Below are 18,800 nucleotides of genomic sequence, written 5' to 3'. Positions count from 1 at the left end.
AAAAAGAGCTCAGACAAAGCCGCCATCGCTCACGCGAATTCCATCGATCGAAACCATCGGAAATAGTTCCAACAATCGCCGTCAAGCCTTAAATTTGGAAAACGACAAAACCAATTTCTAATGACGAAGTTTTTGTTCTGCGAATCGAGGCACTCAACAACTTCGCACCAAGCAAGAAAAAAATGAACTACAGAAAACTCGGAAACACGGACCTAAATCTTTCAACAATAACTTTCGGAGCGTGGGCTGCCGGTGGCTGGATGTGGGGCGGAAACGAATCCAACGACGCGATACGCGCCATCGAAGCCGCGATCGATCACGGTGTAAACGCAATCGACACGGCGCCAATCTACGGGCAAGGGGCGAGTGAGCAAATTGTCGGTGAAACGCTTATGGTGATTCCTCGTGACAAAGTCCACATTTTAACAAAATTCGGAATGCGTTGGGATTTGGCCAAAGGCGATTTTGCGATGCATTCCCAAAACAATCTCGGAAAAGACATCGACGTCTACAAATACGCCGGAGCCGAAAGCATCGTCAAGGAATGCGAGGAAAGCTTGCGCCGCCTGAGAACGGATTACATCGATCTTTACCAAATCCACTGGCCTGATTCGACAACGCCAATCGAGGAAAGTTTCACGGCTGTAGAAAAGCTGATCAAAGATGGGAAAGTGCGTTATGCGGGCGTTTGCAACTACAATGTCGGCCAAATGCAAGAAGCCGAGAAGTATGTGAATCTGGCGTCGAATCAAGTTCCGTATTCGATGACGAGACGCGAAATCGAGAAAGACATGATTGCCTATTGTCTCGAAAACAACAAAGGAATTCTCGCTTACAGCCCGATGGACCGCGGCCTTTTGACCGGAAAAATGAAACCGGGACAAAATTTCAACGAAGGCGATCATCGCAAAAACCTTTGGCAGTTCAAAGACGAGAATATCGCAAGCATAAACGACTTTCTCCAAAAAATCAAACCAATTGCCGACGGGAAAGATTTGTCGATCGGTCAGCTCGTACTGCTCTGGACGCTGGAACAACCCGGAATAACGATCGCCCTTGCAGGTGCGAGAAATGAGGAACAAGCCGTCCAGAATGCGAAAGCCGTCGAAAAATCACTGACTAAAGAAGAAATCGAAAAAATCACAGCAGCGCTCAACCAGGTAAAACTTGTCAGATGATTGCCGGGCTGAGTTCGTTTTTTCTTATTGTTCCGCTTGTTTTACAGCTGTATTTCGGGAGATTGGATATTTCGGGGAAACGGTTTTTGCTATTGTCTTTGGGCAATTTCCTATTGAGCTGGATCTTGATCGGGCTCGCCGTTCAAATCGTGAATTGGGCGACACCGGCAAACTATACTTCGGGAGAAGTTCCGTCATTGAACGTCGCGGTTTTTGGGGTGACAATGGGTTGTCTTTTTTTGATTGTCGCATCCGTTCAAGGGATTATTCGGTGGACGAGGCGGTAACTCACATCGGGAAAATCACTTTTTACAGTACGACAGCGACCAAAGTCCGAATCTTTGAATTTCAACTGACAAGATTTTGTGATAATAAAAAAAATCCGCTCTCTCAAGCGGATTTTTATTTGAATCTATATCGAGTCGAAACCGACTTTCAAGTACTGATTTACAAGTGGATCACCTCGCCGTAAGCGTCGGCGGCGGCTTCCATCACAGCTTCGCTCATCGTTGGGTGAGGGTGAACCGATTTGATGATTTCGTGCCCGGTCGTCTCCAGTTTTCTGGCAACGACTGCCTCGGCGATCATGTCTGTAACGCCGGCGCCAATCATGTGACAACCCAACCATTCACCATATTTGGCGTCGAAGATCACTTTTACGAAACCGTCAGGCGTTCCGGCAGCTTTCGCTTTTCCTGAAGCCGAAAACGGAAACTTACCGATCTTGAGTTCATATCCTTTTTCTCTGGCCTGTTTTTCGGTCATTCCTACAGATGCGATTTCCGGAGTTGCATACGTACAACCAGGAATATTTCCATAGTCGATCTTGTCTACGTGCAAACCTTTGATTTTCTCGACACAAGTGATTCCTTCGGCAGAAGCCACGTGAGCCAAAGCCTGACCCGGAACTACATCGCCGATCGCATAATAACCCGGAATGTTGGTTTGGTACCAATCGTTCACGAGAATTTTGTCGCGATCGGTGGCAATGCCAACATCTTCAAGCCCGATGTTTTCAATGTTGGTCTTGATTCCGACAGCCGAAAGCAAAACATCGGCCTCGATAACTTCTTCGCCTTTCGCCGTCTTCACGTAAGCTTTCACACCATTACCGGAAGTGTCGATACGCTCAACGGAAGAGCTCGTCATCACCTTGATTCCGGCTTTCTTTATGGAACGCTCGAATTGTTTCGAGATATCTTCGTCTTCCAAAGGCACGATGTTCGGAAGGAATTCCACGATTGTGACTTCTGTTCCCATCGAATGGTAGAAGTGAGCGAACTCGACTCCAATCGCTCCCGAACCGACTACGATCAACGATTTCGGTTGCTCCGGCAAGGTCATTGCCTGGCGATAACCGATCACTTTTTTTCCGTCTTGCGGAATGTTCGGCAATTCGCGCGAACGTGCTCCGGTCGCAATGATGATGTGGTCGGCGGAATATTCTGTCTTATTGCCGTCTTTTGATGTTACGTCGAGCTTTTTCCCGGGTTTCAATTTCCCCGTACCTTCGATGACGTCGATCTTGTTTTTCTTCATAAGGAACTGGATTCCCTTGCTCATTCCGTCAGCGACACCGCGCGAACGTTGGATCACTGCCGGGAAATCCTTATCGTAAGCCGTTACGGTCAGTCCGTAATCGGAAGCGTGTTTCAGGTAATCGAAAACCTGGGCCGATTTCAAAAGCGCCTTTGTTGGGATACAACCCCAATTCAAGCAGATTCCACCCAAACTCTCGCGTTCCACAACCGCGGTCTTAAAACCCAGTTGAGCCGCGCGGATAGCGGCTACATAACCGCCTGGCCCGCTTCCTAAAACTATAACGTCGTATTTCATGATTGACTATTTTTTGCTGTGCGAAAGTAGTGAATATGTGCGAAAATGCCAAGTCCATAAGTTTGTGTTTTGGTGTTCGATACCGCTTTGAATGTCGCTTGTCGGGAAACGTTTCGGTGTTTGGGAATCGAGACGTATGCCGATCGACGTTGCGAAGTTGGGAAATAGCAACCGAATTAGTCGGTTGTTAAACGTTTACTGTCGTTTATAATCGTTTGTAAGCGTTTACTGTCGGATAAGTCGTTGTTATTCAGTGTTTTTTGTGTCGTTGGGAATTCTAGCCCGGATATCGCGGCTAGCCTTTCGCGAAAAACGGCGTGGTGCTGTTCGCGCCCCAAAGCGACCGGAGGAAGCTCTTGGGGCGCGTTACAGCACCCGACGTTTTTTAGGAAGCTACTAGCGAATAGCCGGAATAGCTCCAAAAAAAAACGCCCGAAATCACTTCGGACGTTGTTGATGAAATAAGGTTTTGCCAGCAGTTTTTCGTGATTTGGCTTTGTTGATCCGTTATTGTTTCAGGACTGATTTTCTTCTTCGGTGACGAATTGGGAAAAGTAAAGATTCCTGTAATAGCCTTCGCTTTTGCCCAACAATTCCTGGTGCGTGCCTTCTTCGACGATAAGGCCTTTGTCCATCACGACGATCTTGTCGGCTTTTACGACTGTCGCCAAACGGTGCGCGATCACTATGGATGTTCGTCCGGCGGTGATTGTTTCGGTAGCGTGCTGGATCAATTCTTCTGTGTAAGTGTCAACCGAGGACGTGGCTTCATCGAGGATCAGAATCGCGGGATTGCTCACGAAAGCGCGCAGAAACGCAATGAGCTGTCGTTGTCCGGACGAAAGCATGACGCCTCTTTCCTTGACGTTGTAATCGTATCCGCCGGGCAAATTCATGATGAAATCGTGTACGCCAATGCGCTTGGCTGCCGCGATGACCTCTTCTTTTGGGATGGTGTCGTTGTTGAGCGTGATGTTGTTGTAGATCGTATCGGCAAACAAAAACACATCTTGTAAGACGACGGCGATCTGTTTGCGAAGCGATTCGAGTCTGTAGTTTCTCACGTCTTGTCCGTCCACGTAAATACTGCCTTCGCTTATTTCGTAAAAACGGTTCAAAAGATTGATTATGGTCGATTTTCCGGCTCCCGTCGAACCGACGATCGCGATAGTTTCGCCAGCATTCACCTTGAGGTCGATGCCTTTTATGACTTCTTCGTTGCCGGTGTAACTGAAACGGACGCCCGTAAATTTGATGTCGCCTTTGAAACTCGGGGCTTCAATCGTTCCGGTTTGCTGGACTTCTTCTGTGATGTCAAGAATTTCGAAGACGCGGTTGGCCGAAATCATTCCCATTTGCATCTCGTTGAACTTGTCGGCGATTTGACGCAATGGATTGAACAGCATTCCGATACACATGGTGTAAGTGGTCAAATCTCCAAGCGATGTCGTCAAATCTTTGTCGAGAATCAGGTTCGCGCCATACCAGATCACGGCTCCGAGCGTGAAAGCCGAAATGATGTCGGCAATAGGAAAGAAGATGGAGTTGTACAAAATTGTCTTGACCCAGGCTTTTCGGTGTTTGTCGTTGATGTCACGAAATTTTTCGTACTCGATGCGTTCCCTGTTGAAAAGTTGCACGATTTTCATTCCCGTGACGCGTTCCTGCACAAAAGTGTTCATGGCTGCGACCTGCGTTCTCACTTCCTCGAAAGCGAGTTGCATCTTGCGTTGGAAAATTCTCGTGATGTAGAACAAGACCGGCATTGCCAAAACTGCAATCCACGCGAGTTTCCAGTTCATGTAGAACATGAAAACCAGTACGGCGACCATTTTGAGAAAGTCAGAAATGATCATGAAAAGGCCTTGGCTGAAAATTCTCGCAATTTGTTCTATGTCAGACACCGCGCGGGTTACGAGTTGTCCTACCGGAGCATTGTCGAAATATTTCATTCGGAAACTCAACAAGTGGGCGAACATCTTGTTTCTAATGTCCTTGATGATATCCTGACCGAGCCAGTTTGCCCAGAACACGAAGTAGAATTGCGACAAAACCTCGAATACGAGTACGATTCCCATGAGAACGACATAGAACAAAAGTCCTTTGGCGTCGCGTTGCTGGATATAGGAATCGACGGTGTTTTTTAGCAGATACGGGCGCAAAGCCGCGAATATCGACAGTAGAATTGCCGATGCGACAACGCCGTAAAACATTGTTCGATAGGGCTTCGTGTAAGTGAGAATCCGCGAGAATAAACGTGTGTCGAACGCTTTTGCTTTCATGTTGTCTGTCCGTTTTGGGGCGGTTTTATGTATTCATATTTTACGTCCACAAGATACAATCCTTTGGCGGGAACCGAAAATCCGGCGTTTGAACGGTTCTTGCTTTCGATGATTTTGGTGAACTCCTCGAGACTTTTCTTGCCAAGGCCGACCTGAATCAAAGTTCCGACGATGGCGCGCACCATGTTTCTCAAAAACCGGTCGGCGGAAATCGTGAAAACGAGTTTGTCACCTGTTTTTTCCCAATGTGCATGCGTGATTTTGCAGAGGAAAGTCTTTACGTCAGTATTCACTTTTGAAAAACATTCGAAGTCGTCGTGCAACAACAGTTGACGCGCCGCGAGATTCATCGCTTCTACGTCGAGATCGCGAAAATGATGGAAACTCAGGTTTTCAAGAAAGACGTTTTTGTGCTGGTGGACGTGGTACTCGTAAGTGCGCTGTGTGGCATCGAATCTCGCGTGGGCATCGTCGTGCGTAGGAATGATATCGAAAACGGCGATGTCCTGCGGCAAAAACGAATTCAACCGATTTACCAGAAAAGGGATTTCGAAATAGGTTTCAGTGTCGAAATGGGCGTACATGAGTTTTGCGTGCACGCCTGTGTCGGTTCTTCCTGCGCCCATAATTTCCAAGGTTTCACCCAATAAAACGGAAAGCGCTTTTTGCAAAGTTTCCTGTACGGACAAGGCGTCGGGTTGGATTTGCCAGCCTTTGTAAAGTGTGCCGTTATAGGAAAATTGGAGGAAGTAACGCATTTTTCGAGGTGTCCGGATACTGCGTTCTGGTCTTTGGACGAGTTCCAAAACGGATCACAAAAGTAAGCATAAAAGCGGCAAGGTCGTCCGTCGGAAATCTAATGGAATGTTAATTTGCGCTTTTGCCACAAGTAGTCGCGATTGGTCTGTACTTGAATCTACTTCTGCCACGGCCACTGCTTTCTGCTACTGCCACTGCTTTTTGCTACTGCCACTGCTACTGCCACTGCCACTGCCACTGCTACTGCCACTGCCACTGCTACTGCCACTGCCACTGCCACTGCAACCGCTTTCCAAACATCCAAAAGCAATTCCCTACCTTTGAGCCTAGCCCCGATGCAAGCGGCTAGCCTTTTGAAAAAGCGGCCCGCGTTTGCCCCAAAAACAAAGCGACCGGAGGAAGCTCTTGGTTTTGGGTTGCAAACGCAGGCCGGTTTGAGAAAGCTAACAGCGGGCAGCGGGAATTTGCTTCAGATGAAAAAAATCCTTCTATTATCGGATACGCACGGTCATATCGATGACGTGATCCTTAACTATGTTTTACAGGCCGACGAGGTTTGGCATGCGGGCGACATCGGAAACCTCGCTGTCACGGACGCGATCAAGGCGGTAAAACCGTTGCGCGCCGTTTTCGGCAATATCGACGGAGCGACGGCCCGACTGGAATTTCCGCTCAACGACCGTTTTATGTGTGAGGACGTCGAGGTGTGGATAACGCATATTGGCGGTTATCCCGACAAATACAACCCCGAGATTCGGGACGAGCTCAGGAGAAATCCTCCTAAAATCTTTATCTGTGGACATTCGCATATTCTGAAAGTTATGTTTGACAAAAAGTTAGGTTTGTTGCACATGAACCCCGGTGCCGCCGGGAAAAGCGGTTTCCATCAGGTCAGGACGATGTTGCGTTTCGTCATTGATGGAAAAGATATTCGCGATATGGAGATTGTGGAGTTGGGGCGAAAGTAATTTCAAAATCCAAATCCCAAAATCCAAATTCCAATCCTGAGCTGTCGGGACAAATCCCAAATTCCAAATCCCAATGCTTGGGCGTCAGGACAAAATCCAATTCGAAATTCCAATCCTTGACTGTCGGGACAATTCCGTCCGTTTTGCTATTGAAAAAAATTCTGATTCAATATCAATTCGACTGACTTTCTGTTCCAGATGCTTTTACTATTGATTGGGTTGTATTACAATTTTATTTTTTTGGTGTTTTCATATCAACGGTTACTGTGTTGCAGTTGGAATTTGGAATTTGGAATTTGGAATTTGTTTTTTTTGGTTTTCACACCGGTATCGTGATTTCGATCGATGTTCCGCTTCCTATTTTACTCGACACGTTCACTTTTCCGTTCATCGAGGCGACCCTTGCCCTGATTTGCGTGAGTCCGAAACCGTCCGGTTTTGAGGTGTCGAAGCCTTTTCCGTTATCTGCTACTTTTATCGAAAGTTCTTTTTCTGACTTGAGCGAAAGTTCGGCTTTGGTCGCTCCCGAATGTTTGATCGCGTTGTTGAGCAATTCGCTTGTGATGAAATAAATTCTCGTTTCAAGATCTTCGTCGTATCGTTTTGCCGATGCGTCGTGGCTGAACCTAAACTCGAGTTCGGGTGTCGAAAATTTCTCGCACAGATCTTCCAAAGCGTACGCAAGTCCGAATTTTACGAGCAAAGTCGGAACGAGCTCGTGCGAGAGATCGCGAACTTTGTCATGCGCTTCCCGAAGTATTTTTCGCGTCTTGGCAATTTCCTCGTTGTCGCCTTGTTGGGCAGAGAAGGCCGTTAGCTGCAATCCCGCTGACGAAAGCAATGCACTGACATTGTCGTGTAACACGGCCGCGATTTCCTTTCTTTCGATTTCGCGTGCGTCGAGTGTCGTAGAGAGCAATTTTTGGCTGGTTTCGGTTTCTATCTCGATCAACTTGTTCTTTTGCTTGAGCTTGCTGTTCTGGTAAAAGAAATAGAGCAAGATAAGTGTGAGGGCAAATACGGCCCCGACGATGTAGAAAACCTGCAGGTCGCGCTGTCTTTTTTCGGTTTCCTTTTCTACCAGGTAAAGCGTTTCGACGTCGCGGATCGAACTGTTGACTTCCTCTCCGTAAGTGTCGCCCATCAAATCGATGGATTTTTCTGCGTAGTCGTAAGCTTCTTTGTATCGGCCCAATCCGTAAAGAATTCCGGAGTAGGTGTAATAGAATTCGCCCATTTCGGTAGAGATCGTGTCTTTTTGAAGCAAAAACATCTCGTCGTACAGCTTTTTGGCACTCGCGAAATCCTTTTGGTCGTAATAGACGCCGGCGCGATTGCCAAGAGCGCCAGTAAGACCAAGTTTGGAATTCAGTTTTTTTGCCTCTGCGACCATACTGTCCGCATCTTTGGCGGCCGTTTTGAGATCGCCTTTCTGGTAATGATAGATGAACGAGTTATTGTAAGCCGAATAATTTCCGGCGTGGGTTTTAAGCGCAAACTTGAAAGCGTTGGCACGGGAAAGGAAATATTCGGTGCTGTCCGTCAGTTTGTCTGCGTGCACATTGAACAATCCTTGCATGAAGTCGCCTTCGAGGCTGTCGTTTTTGATCTTTCGCGCGATCTTGAGTCCGGCGTGGTAGCGTTTCATCGCCGTTTTATAATCGACTCGTCTGTAGAGCAGGTCGCCCATTTCCCGGAGCACGATCGCCTGGCTTTTCTCATCGTTTTCGCGCTCTGTCAATTTCAGGGCGTCATAAAGGATTTCGGTGGCCTTTTCGCTGTCTCCAAGTTTGAAATAGATAAGCGATTGTCGTTTGGCGACCAGGATTAATTTCGGAACGTTGTTCTCTCGCTTGTACTTTAAATAAGCCTCGTTGGAATATTTCAAGGCCTTCCTGAAATCGTTCTGATTGATGTAAATATCAGCGGAATCTCTGCTCCCGTTTTTGACTTGGGCGCAGAGACTCGCTGAATAAAAGCAAAAAGCCATTAGTAAAAAACGCGTCACCTTATTCTTCTTCTTCCTCGGTTCCGACGTTACTTACTGCCGAGATTTTGGGTTTTTTGACACCTTTTTGGTCAGGCATCAGGAAATCGGCTTCAAAAAAGCCTCTGTTGGACAACAAACTTGCGGTTTGCGGAACGAAATTCGTGCTCGGTAACGACGCGCCGGAGTTCAATGCGATGGCGATACAATACGTGCCGTTCGCTCCCGAAGTCTGGAATCCGCAATTGTCAGGAATCGTAAAAGTTACCGAAAAGGTGATGTTGTCTGCTGTAGAAACGGCGTAAGAGCCCAGATAAGTAAATAATGACATAAGTTAGGTTTTAAAGGTTGATAAGATTTTGCTTGATGGCGTATTTCACGAGTCCGACCGACGAATTCACCTCGAGTTTTTTCATGAGATTTTTGCGGTGCGTCTCGACCGTGTGCTGGCTTATGAAAAGTTCCTCGCCGATTTCCTTTCCGCTGTATTCTAGCGAGATCAGGATAAGCACTTCGGTTTCCCGATCGGTCAGGGCAGAGGCGAAACTGTTTCCGTAAGTGTTTACTTTGGGATTTCCTTTGGCGAAACTGTTGAAGATCTTGTCGCTTATCGTCGGACAGAAATATTCCTCTCCTTTGTTGACCAGTTCGATAGCCTCGACGATATTCTCGCCTGCACTTTGCTTGGTGATGTAACCCAAGGCGCCGAGTTTCATGACTTCGCGAACCAATTTCAAATCGTCATAGCTGGAAAGCACGATCACCTTGAACGGAAATTCATGACCCGAGTGTTCCTTCAAAACCGAAAGTCCGTCTTTTATGGGCATGTTGATGTCCATTACGAGTACGTCGGTATTTTTTTCAGAAGCGTTTTCGAATAGCTTTTCGCCATTACTCGAGAATCCGACGACCTCAAAATTTGGTCGCGTTTTGAGAACAGCCTGCATGCCATCTATCAATAACTGATGGTCATCAGCCAGGTACACTTTGATCTTCGGGTTCATTTGTTTGGGTATTTCGGCCAAATCTAACATAAATACGAACGCGTTCCAATCCCTATTTTTAGGGATATTTCGCAAATACCGGATTTTGTCACTGCGGTTTTTCCTACAAATCTGACAGTGAGGGCCAGGCGACTTACGGCCATAAAAAAACCCGGAGAGTTCCGGGTCTTTCTTCGCACTAAAATAAACTAAGTTTCGTGAGATTATCGCAACCTGTCAACAGATTTTACGAGATCTTCGTCCTTCTTTATGGCCTTGTTCGCGAGAACAAGCAAAACGATAGAAACGATAGGAAGAAGCATCCCAATACCTTTCTCCGGTGAAGTTTCACCTCCAGATACAGTTAGTGACCGATAAAGGAATAATCCCAACAAAATTAAATTTAATATCATGTTCAGCCTGTTTATCACAAACTGCTGTTGTCTTTTTTGGAACGTGAGGATGGAAAGCAACGCAAATGTAGTGCTCAATCCGAAAAAAACCGAATACAATGCCGACTGCATGAAATAAACCGCTTTTCCGCCTTCGCTCCACAAAGGGAAGACAAATGGCAAAACACCACTGACGATAAGGGCCAGGGCGAGGTAAACGGTTTGTATTCTTTGAAACATCTGACGGTTTTGACTTCCGCAAAAATAATTTTTCTTTTTGATAATTGCTATTGGAAAAAACATTTTTATTCGTAATATTGCATGACACAACCGTAAGTACTTCAACCGCGGTTCTTTAAACCACCACCCATTTTTTCCATTACAATTCCATTTCACTTAATACACATCTTTCATTCATGTTAGATATTTCTTCGTTAAAAGAAATGAAGCTTCCTGAGCTTCAGGACCTTGCCAAAGCCCGTAAAATAAAGTCTGCAGGCGTTAAAAAGGATGCTCTCATTTACCAGATATTAGATCACGACGCCGCAAATCCCGCCAATAACGCGGTTGCTGAAAATCCGGATACAAAACCGGACAAGCAAAAACGCGCAAGGATAGGGCACGAAAAGTCGACTGAAACCGCCGAGCCTCAAGCCGAATTCACGTTTGAAGCCGCAGCGGTCGAAGCAGAACAGCCTCAAGCGCCGTCGCCTCAACAAATTCAGCCAATAAGCGATTTCCAGAAAGGCAAAAGAGGCCGCAAACCCGGAAGTTTCAATAAAGTAAAGGAAGATTCAGCCGATTTGCCGCAAGCCGTTTCCGAATATAAAGTCGAGGAAAAGGCCGAAGTTTCGATAGCCGCCGAGCCTGTACAGGAAAAGCCGCAACCGAAGCAGCAAAACCCGCAACAGAAGCCTTTCCACAAGAATCAAGGGCAAAATCAGAATCCGAATTCCGGTCAGAATCCGACCCAAAGTCCGAATCCGAACCAAAATCCGAATTCCAATCAGAATCCGAACCAAAATTCGAATCCAAACCAAAATTCGAATCCAAACCAAAACCAGAATCCGAACCAAAACAACGGAAACGCCCAGCACTCCCAAAACAACCAGAACGGGAATTCGCAACAGAACCAAAACCAAAACCAAAACAAGAACTTCAAGGACAAGAAAACCCAAAACTACCGCGATGCCGACTACGAATTCGACGGTATCATCGAAAGTGAAGGCGTTCTCGAAATGATGCCAGACGGATACGGTTTTTTACGTTCATCCGACTATAATTACCTGGCGTCACCTGACGATATTTACCTGTCGACTTCGCAAATCCGCCTGTTCGGACTTAAAACGGGAGACACTGTCAAAGGTGTGGTGCGTCCGCCAAAAGAAGGCGAAAAATTCTTTCCATTGGTGCGCGTCCTCAAAATAAACGGGCACGATCCGCAAATTGTGCGTGACCGAATTTCTTTCGAACACCTAACGCCGGTTTTCCCTACCGAAAAATTCAAATTGGCCGAGAAACAGAGCACGATTTCTACGAGAATCATCGATTTGTTCTCTCCGATAGGAAAAGGACAGCGCGGTATGATCGTCGCCCAGCCAAAAACGGGTAAGACGATGTTGCTCAAAGACGTGGCAAATGCAATTGCGGCGAATCATCCCGAAGTTTATCTTTTGGTACTTCTTATCGACGAACGTCCCGAAGAAGTTACCGATATGCAAAGAAGCGTGCGTGGTGAAGTCATCGCCTCGACCTTTGACCGCGAGCCTCAGGAACACGTGAAAATCGCGAATATCGTTCTTGAAAAAGCCAAGCGTTTGGTTGAATGCGGACACGATGTCGTCATTCTCCTTGACTCGATTACGCGTCTGGCACGAGCCTACAACACGGTTCAGCCGGCGTCGGGAAAAGTACTTTCGGGTGGTGTCGATGCCAATGCGTTGCAAAAACCGAAGCGTTTCTTCGGAGCCGCGCGCAACGTCGAAAACGGAGGTTCCTTGAGTATTATCGCCACGGCCTTGACCGAAACCGGTTCAAAAATGGACGAGGTCATCTTCGAGGAATTCAAGGGAACGGGCAATATGGAATTGCAGCTCGACCGCAAAATCGCAAACAAACGCATCTTCCCGGCTATCGATCTGATGTCTTCAAGTACGAGAAGAGACGATCTTTTGCTCGACGAGACAACGCTCCAAAGAATGTGGATCATGCGTAAATATCTCAGCGACATGAATCCGGTAGAAGCCATGGATTTCATCAACGACCGTTTCAAGAAAACGAGAAACAATGAGGAATTTTTGGTCTCGATGAACAACTGATTAATTAATAATTATTAATTAATAATTAATAATGGTCCCGGTCTTTTGATCGGGATTTTTTTTGCGCTTTTTTAAGGTTTGGAAAACTGCCACTGCCACTGCCCACTGCCACCTTTTTATTTGGGCGTGCCGGCGGCCGTTTTTCAGCGGGCAATTACAGAGGCAAGTGGAGGTCGGGTTTTCATAGCAACGCCTGAAGACCGCCGTCGGGCTAAGCGGCGCTCGCTTTTGCCCAGCTTTTGGGGCTGGGTAAAGAGCTCAGACAACGCCGTTATCCCTCACGCGAAATTGGAGTCCGTAGGTTTTTTTTGGTATGATTTCTTTTTGGGGTGCGTTGTTTTTGCTGGGTCGCGAAGTTTGTAACTTCGCGAGACGCGTGACCGAGTCTGTGACTCGGAAAAAAACGCAGGTACTTTCCCGTTCGGGCACTTTTCAAAAAAAAGCCTCCGTTTCGGGAGGCCAAATAGTGTATTAGACAGGTTTTTGATCAATTCACGATCACTTTTTTCACCAAAGACTGGTTTCCTGAAGAGAGCTTGATCATATAAAAACCTTGCGGCAAATTGTCGATGCTGAAAGTCTGATCCACAAAAACCGGATGCTCGATCTTGCGAACAACTTGTCCGTTAACCGAGATGACTTCGATTTCCTCCAAATCGCGATCGCTCGAAATATTCACTTTGTCATGAGTAGGATTCGGGTAAACCGAAACGGTGCTATACCAAGTGTAATCTGCGGTTGCGAGGTTTGGCCAGCGGTTTTGGGCAACAGGTCCGCCCCAAATTACAGTCGCCAGATAAGGATTGTCGATAAATGGGTTGCGGTTTCCCTGAGCGTAGGTGTTCGAGGTCGACCCCATATAAGTATTTCGGTTGTCCTCATATTGAGAAACTGGATCTTCGGCATTCCACTGAAGGAAAATCTGAGGCATATTGGCGTCTGAGGCTGCGACGGCGCCCGCTCCAACGAAAGTCGGCAAACATTGGCTTCCGTAGTGCAGGTACATGTACATTATCATCCTTGCTATATCGCCTTTCCACTCATCGCCAGGAAACCATCCGCCGTTGACGGTTGAAGACTGCACGCCTGAACCAGCGGCATATTTCAGGTTTCCACGGGAGTTGTTGCGTTGCACGTCGCTTGCTCTCAAGTGATGCGCATCCGAACCCGGACCTTCCTGACCCAAAGCCGGATTGCCCAAGGCCTGTGCGAACGTGTGTTCGCGATTCCATTGTCCGTTGCTTCCTCCGTTGTTGAAACGGTCGCGGGAACGATCATTCGTAACATCGGAATCAGCGCCATTTTCCCATCCGTAAACCAGGAAAACATTGCTCAAGTTGGACGGGTCGCGATCTACAAGTTGCAGCGCATCCCAAACCTGTGCGTAAGTAAGTTGATGCGTGTGCTTATTTTGGGTAAGCGTGGCTAAAGCGTTCTTAAGCGCCGTTCCGGTCAAATTGAAATTGAAACCGTTGTAGTAAGGAGATGCCGGCGCACCGTTCTGGGCGAACGAAATCGAAAAAACGGCAAGAGCTAATAAAGCGTAGATTTTTCTCATTGGGGTAATCTTATTGTTTTCTTTCTAATAAAGCCATATAAAATCCGTCAAATCCTGATTCTGAGGCCAGAATTTTTTCATCTTTCACAAAGGTAAAATTTTTGCCCGCCTCGGTTGTTAAAAAACGGTCAATTTGTTCCTGGTTTTCAGACGGTAACACAGAACAAGTCGCATAGACCAATTTTCCTCCGGGTTTGACCATTCTCGAATAACTTTCCAGAACCTCCGACTGCACTTTTCTGATGTTGTCGATGAATTCAGGTTGCAGTTTCCACTTGGCGTCGGGATTTCTCTTGAGTACGCCAAGTCCGCTGCAAGGTGCGTCAATCAGGACGCGGTCGGCTTTCTCCTGAAGTTTTTTTATGACTTTCGTCGAGTCGATTATTCTGTATTCGATGTTGAACGCTCCATTTCTTTTGGCGCGCAACTTGAGTTGTTTGAGCTTGCTTTCGTACAGGTCCATCGCGATCAATTGGCCTTTGTTTTCCATCAACGACGCCATGTGAAGCGTTTTTCCGCCCGCTCCGGCACAAGCGTCGACGACTCTCATTCCAGGTTTTACGTCGAGAAAAGGCGCTACCAATTGCGAACTGGCATCCTGAACTTCGAAAAGTCCTTGCTTGAATGCATCCGTAAGGAAAACATTGGCGCGTTCTTTCAACACCAAAGCGTCGGCCTGGTCGGGAAGAAATTCGGTCTCAATGTTGAGATCCATTAAAATGGCGCGCAGTTTTTCTTTTGTCGTATTCAACGTGTTGACACGCAGAATCACTTTAGCAGGTTGGTTTTGGGCATGGATTTCCTTCGCCCATTTCTCTTCCCCAAGTTCTTTCACGCCAAGTTCGTCCATCCAATCGGGAATCGATTCCTTGAGTTTTCTGGTTTTGGTCAGTTCGTCGAAACGGCCTTTGATCTTGCGTTCAGGCGTACCTTGCAACTGGTTCCAGTCCGGAATCGGGTAACCGCGCATGACAGCCCAAACGGCGAACATTCTCCAGATGTTGTCGCGATCAAAAGGTTCGCGTACTTCGGCAATTTCGGCGTAAAGTCGCTTCCATCGCACGATTTCATATATGGTCTCGGCTACGAACTTGCGGTCGGCGCTGCCCCAACGCTTGTCTTTCTTGAGTGCGCGGGCGACGACTTTATCGGCATATTCGCCTTCGTTGAAAATCGCGTTAAGCGAGTCGATCGTCGTATAAACGAGGTTTCGGTGTAATCTCATTTTTGGAAATTGAGGCGCAAAGGTAGCACAATTCGGAACACAAACGCGCGGTTAAACAAATGTTTGTCAGAAGTTAACATATGGCCATTATTTGATTATTAACTGTAAATTAGATTGTTACAAAAAATAGATCCATGAAAACAATTTTACTTTCTTTGCTGATTCTGGTATGCGTTCCGATGTCGGCGCAAAATTTTGCGATCGGACACCTTTCGACCACTTATACAGACGTTTCCCGAAACAATCGTACTATCGATGTGGAGATTTATTATCCGGCGGTAACTTCGGGAGAAAATGCCGCGCCAGCCGATGCGACGTTTCCGCCAATCGCGTTCGGACACGGTTTCGTGATGACGTGGTCTGCCTATTCCAACATTTGGGAATCGCTCGTGCCTCAGGGTTTTCTTTTGATATTTCCGAAAACGGAAACCGGACTTGCGCCATCTCACGACGCCTTCGCAAAAGATTTGGCGTTCTGTCTGACGCAACTTCATGCGCAGCACCTCGACGGAAACGCATTTTTTTTCGGCAAAATCGCTCAGGCAGACTGCGTCATGGGGCACAGTATGGGTGGCGGCGCAGCTGTTCTTGCCGCGAGTCAGCATCCTGAAATAGCTGCTTTGGCGGTTTTGGCCGCAGCAGAGACAAGCCCGTCGGCAGTCGCGGCGGCTTCCTCGATCTCGGTACCCGCGTTGATTTTTGCGGGTTCCAATGATTGTATCACGCCGGCTTCTACGAACCAACTTCCTGTGTACCAAAACTTGCAAAGCGACTGCAAGACTTTCGTTTCGATCACTGGCGCGAGTCATTGCCAGATGTCCGATTTCAATGCGCTTTGCCAGTTTGGCGAGATTACGTGCAGCCCGAGTCCTGATATCACGCGAGCGGAACAACATGCCGTGATTGAAACTTACTTGGGAAAGTGGCTCAAGGCCAGTTTGTTGCAAGATTGTGAATCTGGTGAGGCTTTCAATATTTCGATAGAAGCTGATGCTGCTATCACTTTTATGCGCAATTGCGAACAGTGCCAAAGTCTTGGTTTTACCGGGATTGCAAAATCGAATACTGTCGTTTTTCCGAATCCGGCCGATACGCAGCTCACTTTCAGTATCGAAAATCCGTCCGAATTCAGGCTTCACGATGCTTCCGGGCGCTTGTTATTGACGAAAAACGTCCAAGACAAACAAATCTTGGACGTTTCCGGTTTTCCCAGTGGGATTTATTTTTATTCGATTTCGGATCCGGGGCAGATACTGAAAGGTAAACTTGTCAAAAAATGACTATTCCTTTCTTCTGTAAACTCGCGTAAGCTCCATCTTTTCAGGTGGATGCAGCAAAAGCGGGAATTTTTCGACCTTGACCGAACTGCTGTCGAGTCCGAAGGCTTTTTCTTCGGATAAACTGAACTTCTTCATCGCGAAATAAGTGTTCATGATGACTTTTTCGTCGAAGCCCAGGTCGCTGTCGTATGAAAGGATTTTTTCCGAAAGGACGAATTTGAAATCGCCCACGATGTTGTTTCGGTTCAACGATTCGTAACGAGACGTGACGTCGACTTCGCCTTTTTGAACCATGTCTTTCAGTACTTCCTTGAACATCATCGAGATACGTGTCGGCTCGCGGAAACCGAGGTTGAAATCGATCCGGAACAAGTCGTCCTTGATGATTTCGGTCACTTTGTACTCGCGTTTATAAGGCTCGTTAAGGATATTCACGTGGACGAACCAGTAAAGATCGGCCCGCTTCGGACGTTTCTGCAAAATCGAGATCATCACTTTTTCCTCGATTTCGTCGGTGCGGTTCGCATTTGTCATATAAACGAGGTGCGTCGCATATTTCGGAATCGACAAATCGACGCTCAAATCGGCTAAAACCTTTTTGTAATCTTCGATCTTGACGAATTTCGTATAAGCTTTGGAGATTTTCTTGGCCTTGAACCAAGTCGCCATCACACCGATCAAAACGCAGGTAATGAAAAGGGAAACGTAGCCTCCATGAGGGAATTTGTCGAGATTCGCCCAAAGGAAGGAGCACTCGATAATAAGGTAAACCGTGACGATAGGAGAGAAAATGTACCACGGGATGCGCTTCATGATCATGTAATAATTGAGCAAGATCGTAGTCATGATCATACACAGGACGATCGCCAATCCGTAAGCGGCTTCCATGTGTTTCGACTCGCGGAAGTGCAGCACGACGCCTATACATCCGGCAAGCAAAAACCAGTTTATCGATGGAATATAAAGTTGTCCTTTGAGTTCCGTAGGATATTTGATCTTGACTTTTGGCCAGAAACTGAGTCGCATCGCCTCGTTGATCAGCGTGAACGATCCCGAAATCATGGCTTGTGAAGCGATTACCGCAGCGATTGTCGCAATCACGATTCCGAAAGGCTTGAACCAGTCCGGCATCATGAGATAGAACGGGTTTCCGAAATCACCGCCGAGCGCCTGCAAAGTCTGTCCTTCGTGCTGAATGAGATATGCGGCTTGTCCGAAGTAATTCAAAACCAAAACCGTTTTCACGAAAATCCAGCTGACGCGGATGTTCTTTCGGCCGCAATGTCCCATATCAGAATACAAAGCTTCGGCTCCGGTCGTACAAAGGAAAACGAATCCCAGCACATAAAATCCTTCAGGGTGAATCTTCAAAAGTTCGTATCCGTAGTAAGGATTGAGCGCTTTCAGAACTTCGGCATGGCCCATAACCTGGATAAATCCGAGCACTCCGAGCATCACGAACCAGATCATCATCATAGGCGAGAAGAACTTGCCCACGAGTTTGGTTCCGAATTGTTGTATGGTAAACAGGAAAACGAGAATTCCGATTACGATTGGAACTGTGTTAAGCTCAGGATAAAATGTCCTGACGCCTTCAACCGCGGACGATACCGAAATTGGCGGCGTGATCATTCCATCTGCCAGCAAAGCCGCGCCACCAATGATTGCGGGCACGATAAGCCATTTGATCTTGGTTTTTTTGACGAGCGCGTAAAGTGCAAAAGTCCCGCCTTCACCGTGGTTGTCCGCGCTAAGGGTTATGAGGACATATTTGATCGTGGTTTGTAGTGTCAGCGTCCAGAAAATGCAGGAAATTCCGCCCAGGACGATGTCTTTGTTGATGGCGTGCTCACCAATTATGGCCTTCATTACATAGAGCGGGGAAGTACCGATGTCGCCGTAGATGATCCCGAGGGTAATCAAAAGGCCCGCAAAAGTAAGCTTGTTGTGGAGGCCGTGATGTTGTGAACTCATGATTCCAATAAAGAATAAAGGTGCAAAGTTATGATTATTAACCGTATTAATGATAAGCGC

At 47.0% G+C, this 18,800-nt stretch carries 15 protein-coding genes; 5 read left to right on the top strand and 10 right to left on the bottom strand.

The features are described from left to right. Positions 1-182: 182 nt before the first annotated feature. Together EOO49_RS07195 and EOO49_RS07190 are read left to right on the top strand one after the other, a co-directional pair. Positions 183-1,178 carry an aldo/keto reductase gene (locus tag EOO49_RS07195; RefSeq protein ID WP_290844159.1) on the top strand — a complete coding sequence of 332 codons (996 nt, stop codon included), beginning with the start codon at positions 183-185 and terminating at the stop codon, positions 1,176-1,178. Beyond that, positions 1,168-1,650: a hypothetical protein gene (locus EOO49_RS07190; RefSeq protein WP_290844157.1), complete on the top strand. Its 483-nt coding sequence runs from the start codon at positions 1,168-1,170 to the stop codon at positions 1,648-1,650. The genes EOO49_RS07195 and EOO49_RS07190 overlap by 11 nt, the downstream gene beginning before the upstream one ends. Here EOO49_RS07190 and lpdA read toward each other — a convergent pair. From lpdA to truA, 3 genes are all read right to left on the bottom strand, one after another. Continuing rightward, entirely contained in the window at positions 1,626-3,014 is a 1,389-nt protein-coding gene (lpdA, locus tag EOO49_RS07185) for a dihydrolipoyl dehydrogenase (RefSeq protein ID WP_290844155.1), read from the bottom strand. The two genes, EOO49_RS07190 and lpdA, sit on opposite strands and share 25 nt — an antisense overlap. Before the next feature lie 515 nt (positions 3,015-3,529). Next, positions 3,530-5,296, bottom strand: coding sequence for an ABC transporter ATP-binding protein (locus EOO49_RS07180; protein WP_290844153.1), 1,767 nt, complete (start codon positions 5,294-5,296; stop codon positions 3,530-3,532). After that, complete coding sequence (gene truA / locus EOO49_RS07175; RefSeq protein ID WP_290844150.1) at positions 5,293-6,054, bottom strand: tRNA pseudouridine(38-40) synthase TruA; 762 nt, start codon at positions 6,052-6,054, stop codon at positions 5,293-5,295. Before truA ends, EOO49_RS07180 begins: the two co-directional genes overlap by 4 nt. A 474-nt stretch (positions 6,055-6,528) precedes the next feature. Between truA and EOO49_RS07170 the strand changes: the two genes are divergently transcribed. After that, positions 6,529-7,023, top strand: a complete 495-nt coding sequence (locus EOO49_RS07170; protein ID WP_290844148.1) for a metallophosphoesterase family protein — start codon at positions 6,529-6,531, stop codon at positions 7,021-7,023. Positions 7,024-7,342: 319 nt separating this feature from the next. Here EOO49_RS07170 and EOO49_RS07165 read toward each other — a convergent pair whose 3' ends face one another. The 4 genes from EOO49_RS07165 to EOO49_RS07150 all read right to left on the bottom strand — a co-directional run bounded on the left by EOO49_RS07165 (position 7,343) and on the right by EOO49_RS07150 (position 10,625). Further along, on the bottom strand, positions 7,343-8,911 hold the full coding sequence (locus EOO49_RS07165; protein WP_290844146.1) for a sensor histidine kinase: 1,569 nt from the start codon (positions 8,909-8,911) through the stop codon (positions 7,343-7,345). 121 nt (positions 8,912-9,032) lie between these two features. Further along, positions 9,033-9,341: a hypothetical protein gene (locus EOO49_RS07160; RefSeq protein WP_290844144.1), complete on the bottom strand. Its 309-nt coding sequence runs from the start codon at positions 9,339-9,341 to the stop codon at positions 9,033-9,035. Positions 9,342-9,351: 10 nt separating this feature from the next. After that, a complete protein-coding gene (locus EOO49_RS07155; protein ID WP_290844142.1) occupies positions 9,352-10,014 on the bottom strand; it encodes a response regulator transcription factor in 663 nt (220 codons plus the stop codon). 203 nt (positions 10,015-10,217) lie between these two features. After that, a complete protein-coding gene (locus EOO49_RS07150; RefSeq protein ID WP_290844140.1) occupies positions 10,218-10,625 on the bottom strand; it encodes a DUF4293 family protein in 408 nt (135 codons plus the stop codon). Positions 10,626-10,801: 176 nt separating this feature from the next. Here EOO49_RS07150 and rho point away from each other — a divergent pair, with 176 nt between their 5' ends. Beyond that, entirely contained in the window at positions 10,802-12,703 is a 1,902-nt protein-coding gene (gene rho / locus EOO49_RS07145; protein WP_290844137.1) for a transcription termination factor Rho, read from the top strand. Between the two features lie 487 nt (positions 12,704-13,190). Here the strand turns inward: rho and EOO49_RS07140 are convergent, their stop codons facing one another. Further along, a complete protein-coding gene (locus EOO49_RS07140; protein WP_290844135.1) occupies positions 13,191-14,261 on the bottom strand; it encodes an endonuclease in 1,071 nt (356 codons plus the stop codon). Positions 14,262-14,271: 10 nt separating this feature from the next. Beyond that, positions 14,272-15,486: a methyltransferase domain-containing protein gene (locus EOO49_RS07135; RefSeq protein ID WP_290844133.1), complete on the bottom strand. Its 1,215-nt coding sequence runs from the start codon at positions 15,484-15,486 to the stop codon at positions 14,272-14,274. Between the two features lie 134 nt (positions 15,487-15,620). Between EOO49_RS07135 and EOO49_RS07130 the strand changes: the two genes are divergently transcribed. Continuing rightward, positions 15,621-16,766, top strand: coding sequence for a T9SS type A sorting domain-containing protein (locus EOO49_RS07130; RefSeq protein WP_290844131.1), 1,146 nt, complete (start codon positions 15,621-15,623; stop codon positions 16,764-16,766). Here EOO49_RS07130 and EOO49_RS07125 read toward each other — a convergent pair whose 3' ends face one another. Next, complete coding sequence (locus EOO49_RS07125) at positions 16,767-18,740, bottom strand: KUP/HAK/KT family potassium transporter (RefSeq protein WP_290844129.1); 1,974 nt, start codon at positions 18,738-18,740, stop codon at positions 16,767-16,769. Between the last annotated feature and the right edge of the window lie 60 nt (positions 18,741-18,800).

This window comes from Flavobacterium sp. (genome assembly GCF_004295795.1).
In the GTDB taxonomy this organism is placed as follows: Bacteria; Bacteroidota; Bacteroidia; order Flavobacteriales; family Flavobacteriaceae; genus Flavobacterium.
This window is presented reverse-complemented; position numbering and strand designations above follow the sequence as displayed.

Excerpts from the sequence above, each read along its gene's own strand:
- EOO49_RS07130 (WP_290844131.1), top strand. The coding sequence starts at position 15,621 with ATGAAAACAATTTTACTTTCTTTGCTGATTCTGGTATGCGTTCCGATG.
- EOO49_RS07180 (WP_290844153.1), bottom strand. The coding sequence starts at position 5,296 with ATGAAAGCAAAAGCGTTCGACACACGTTTATTCTCGCGGATTCTCACT.
- EOO49_RS07195 (WP_290844159.1), top strand. The coding sequence starts at position 183 with ATGAACTACAGAAAACTCGGAAACACGGACCTAAATCTTTCAACAATA.
- truA (WP_290844150.1), bottom strand. The coding sequence starts at position 6,054 with ATGCGTTACTTCCTCCAATTTTCCTATAACGGCACACTTTACAAAGGC.
- EOO49_RS07155 (WP_290844142.1), bottom strand. The coding sequence starts at position 10,014 with ATGAACCCGAAGATCAAAGTGTACCTGGCTGATGACCATCAGTTATTG.
- EOO49_RS07150 (WP_290844140.1), bottom strand. The coding sequence starts at position 10,625 with ATGTTTCAAAGAATACAAACCGTTTACCTCGCCCTGGCCCTTATCGTC.
- EOO49_RS07135 (WP_290844133.1), bottom strand. The coding sequence starts at position 15,486 with ATGAGATTACACCGAAACCTCGTTTATACGACGATCGACTCGCTTAAC.
- EOO49_RS07140 (WP_290844135.1), bottom strand. The coding sequence starts at position 14,261 with ATGAGAAAAATCTACGCTTTATTAGCTCTTGCCGTTTTTTCGATTTCG.
- rho (WP_290844137.1), top strand. The coding sequence starts at position 10,802 with ATGTTAGATATTTCTTCGTTAAAAGAAATGAAGCTTCCTGAGCTTCAG.
- EOO49_RS07160 (WP_290844144.1), bottom strand. The coding sequence starts at position 9,341 with ATGTCATTATTTACTTATCTGGGCTCTTACGCCGTTTCTACAGCAGAC.
- lpdA (WP_290844155.1), bottom strand. The coding sequence starts at position 3,014 with ATGAAATACGACGTTATAGTTTTAGGAAGCGGGCCAGGCGGTTATGTA.
- EOO49_RS07170 (WP_290844148.1), top strand. The coding sequence starts at position 6,529 with ATGAAAAAAATCCTTCTATTATCGGATACGCACGGTCATATCGATGAC.
- EOO49_RS07125 (WP_290844129.1), bottom strand. The coding sequence starts at position 18,740 with ATGAGTTCACAACATCACGGCCTCCACAACAAGCTTACTTTTGCGGGC.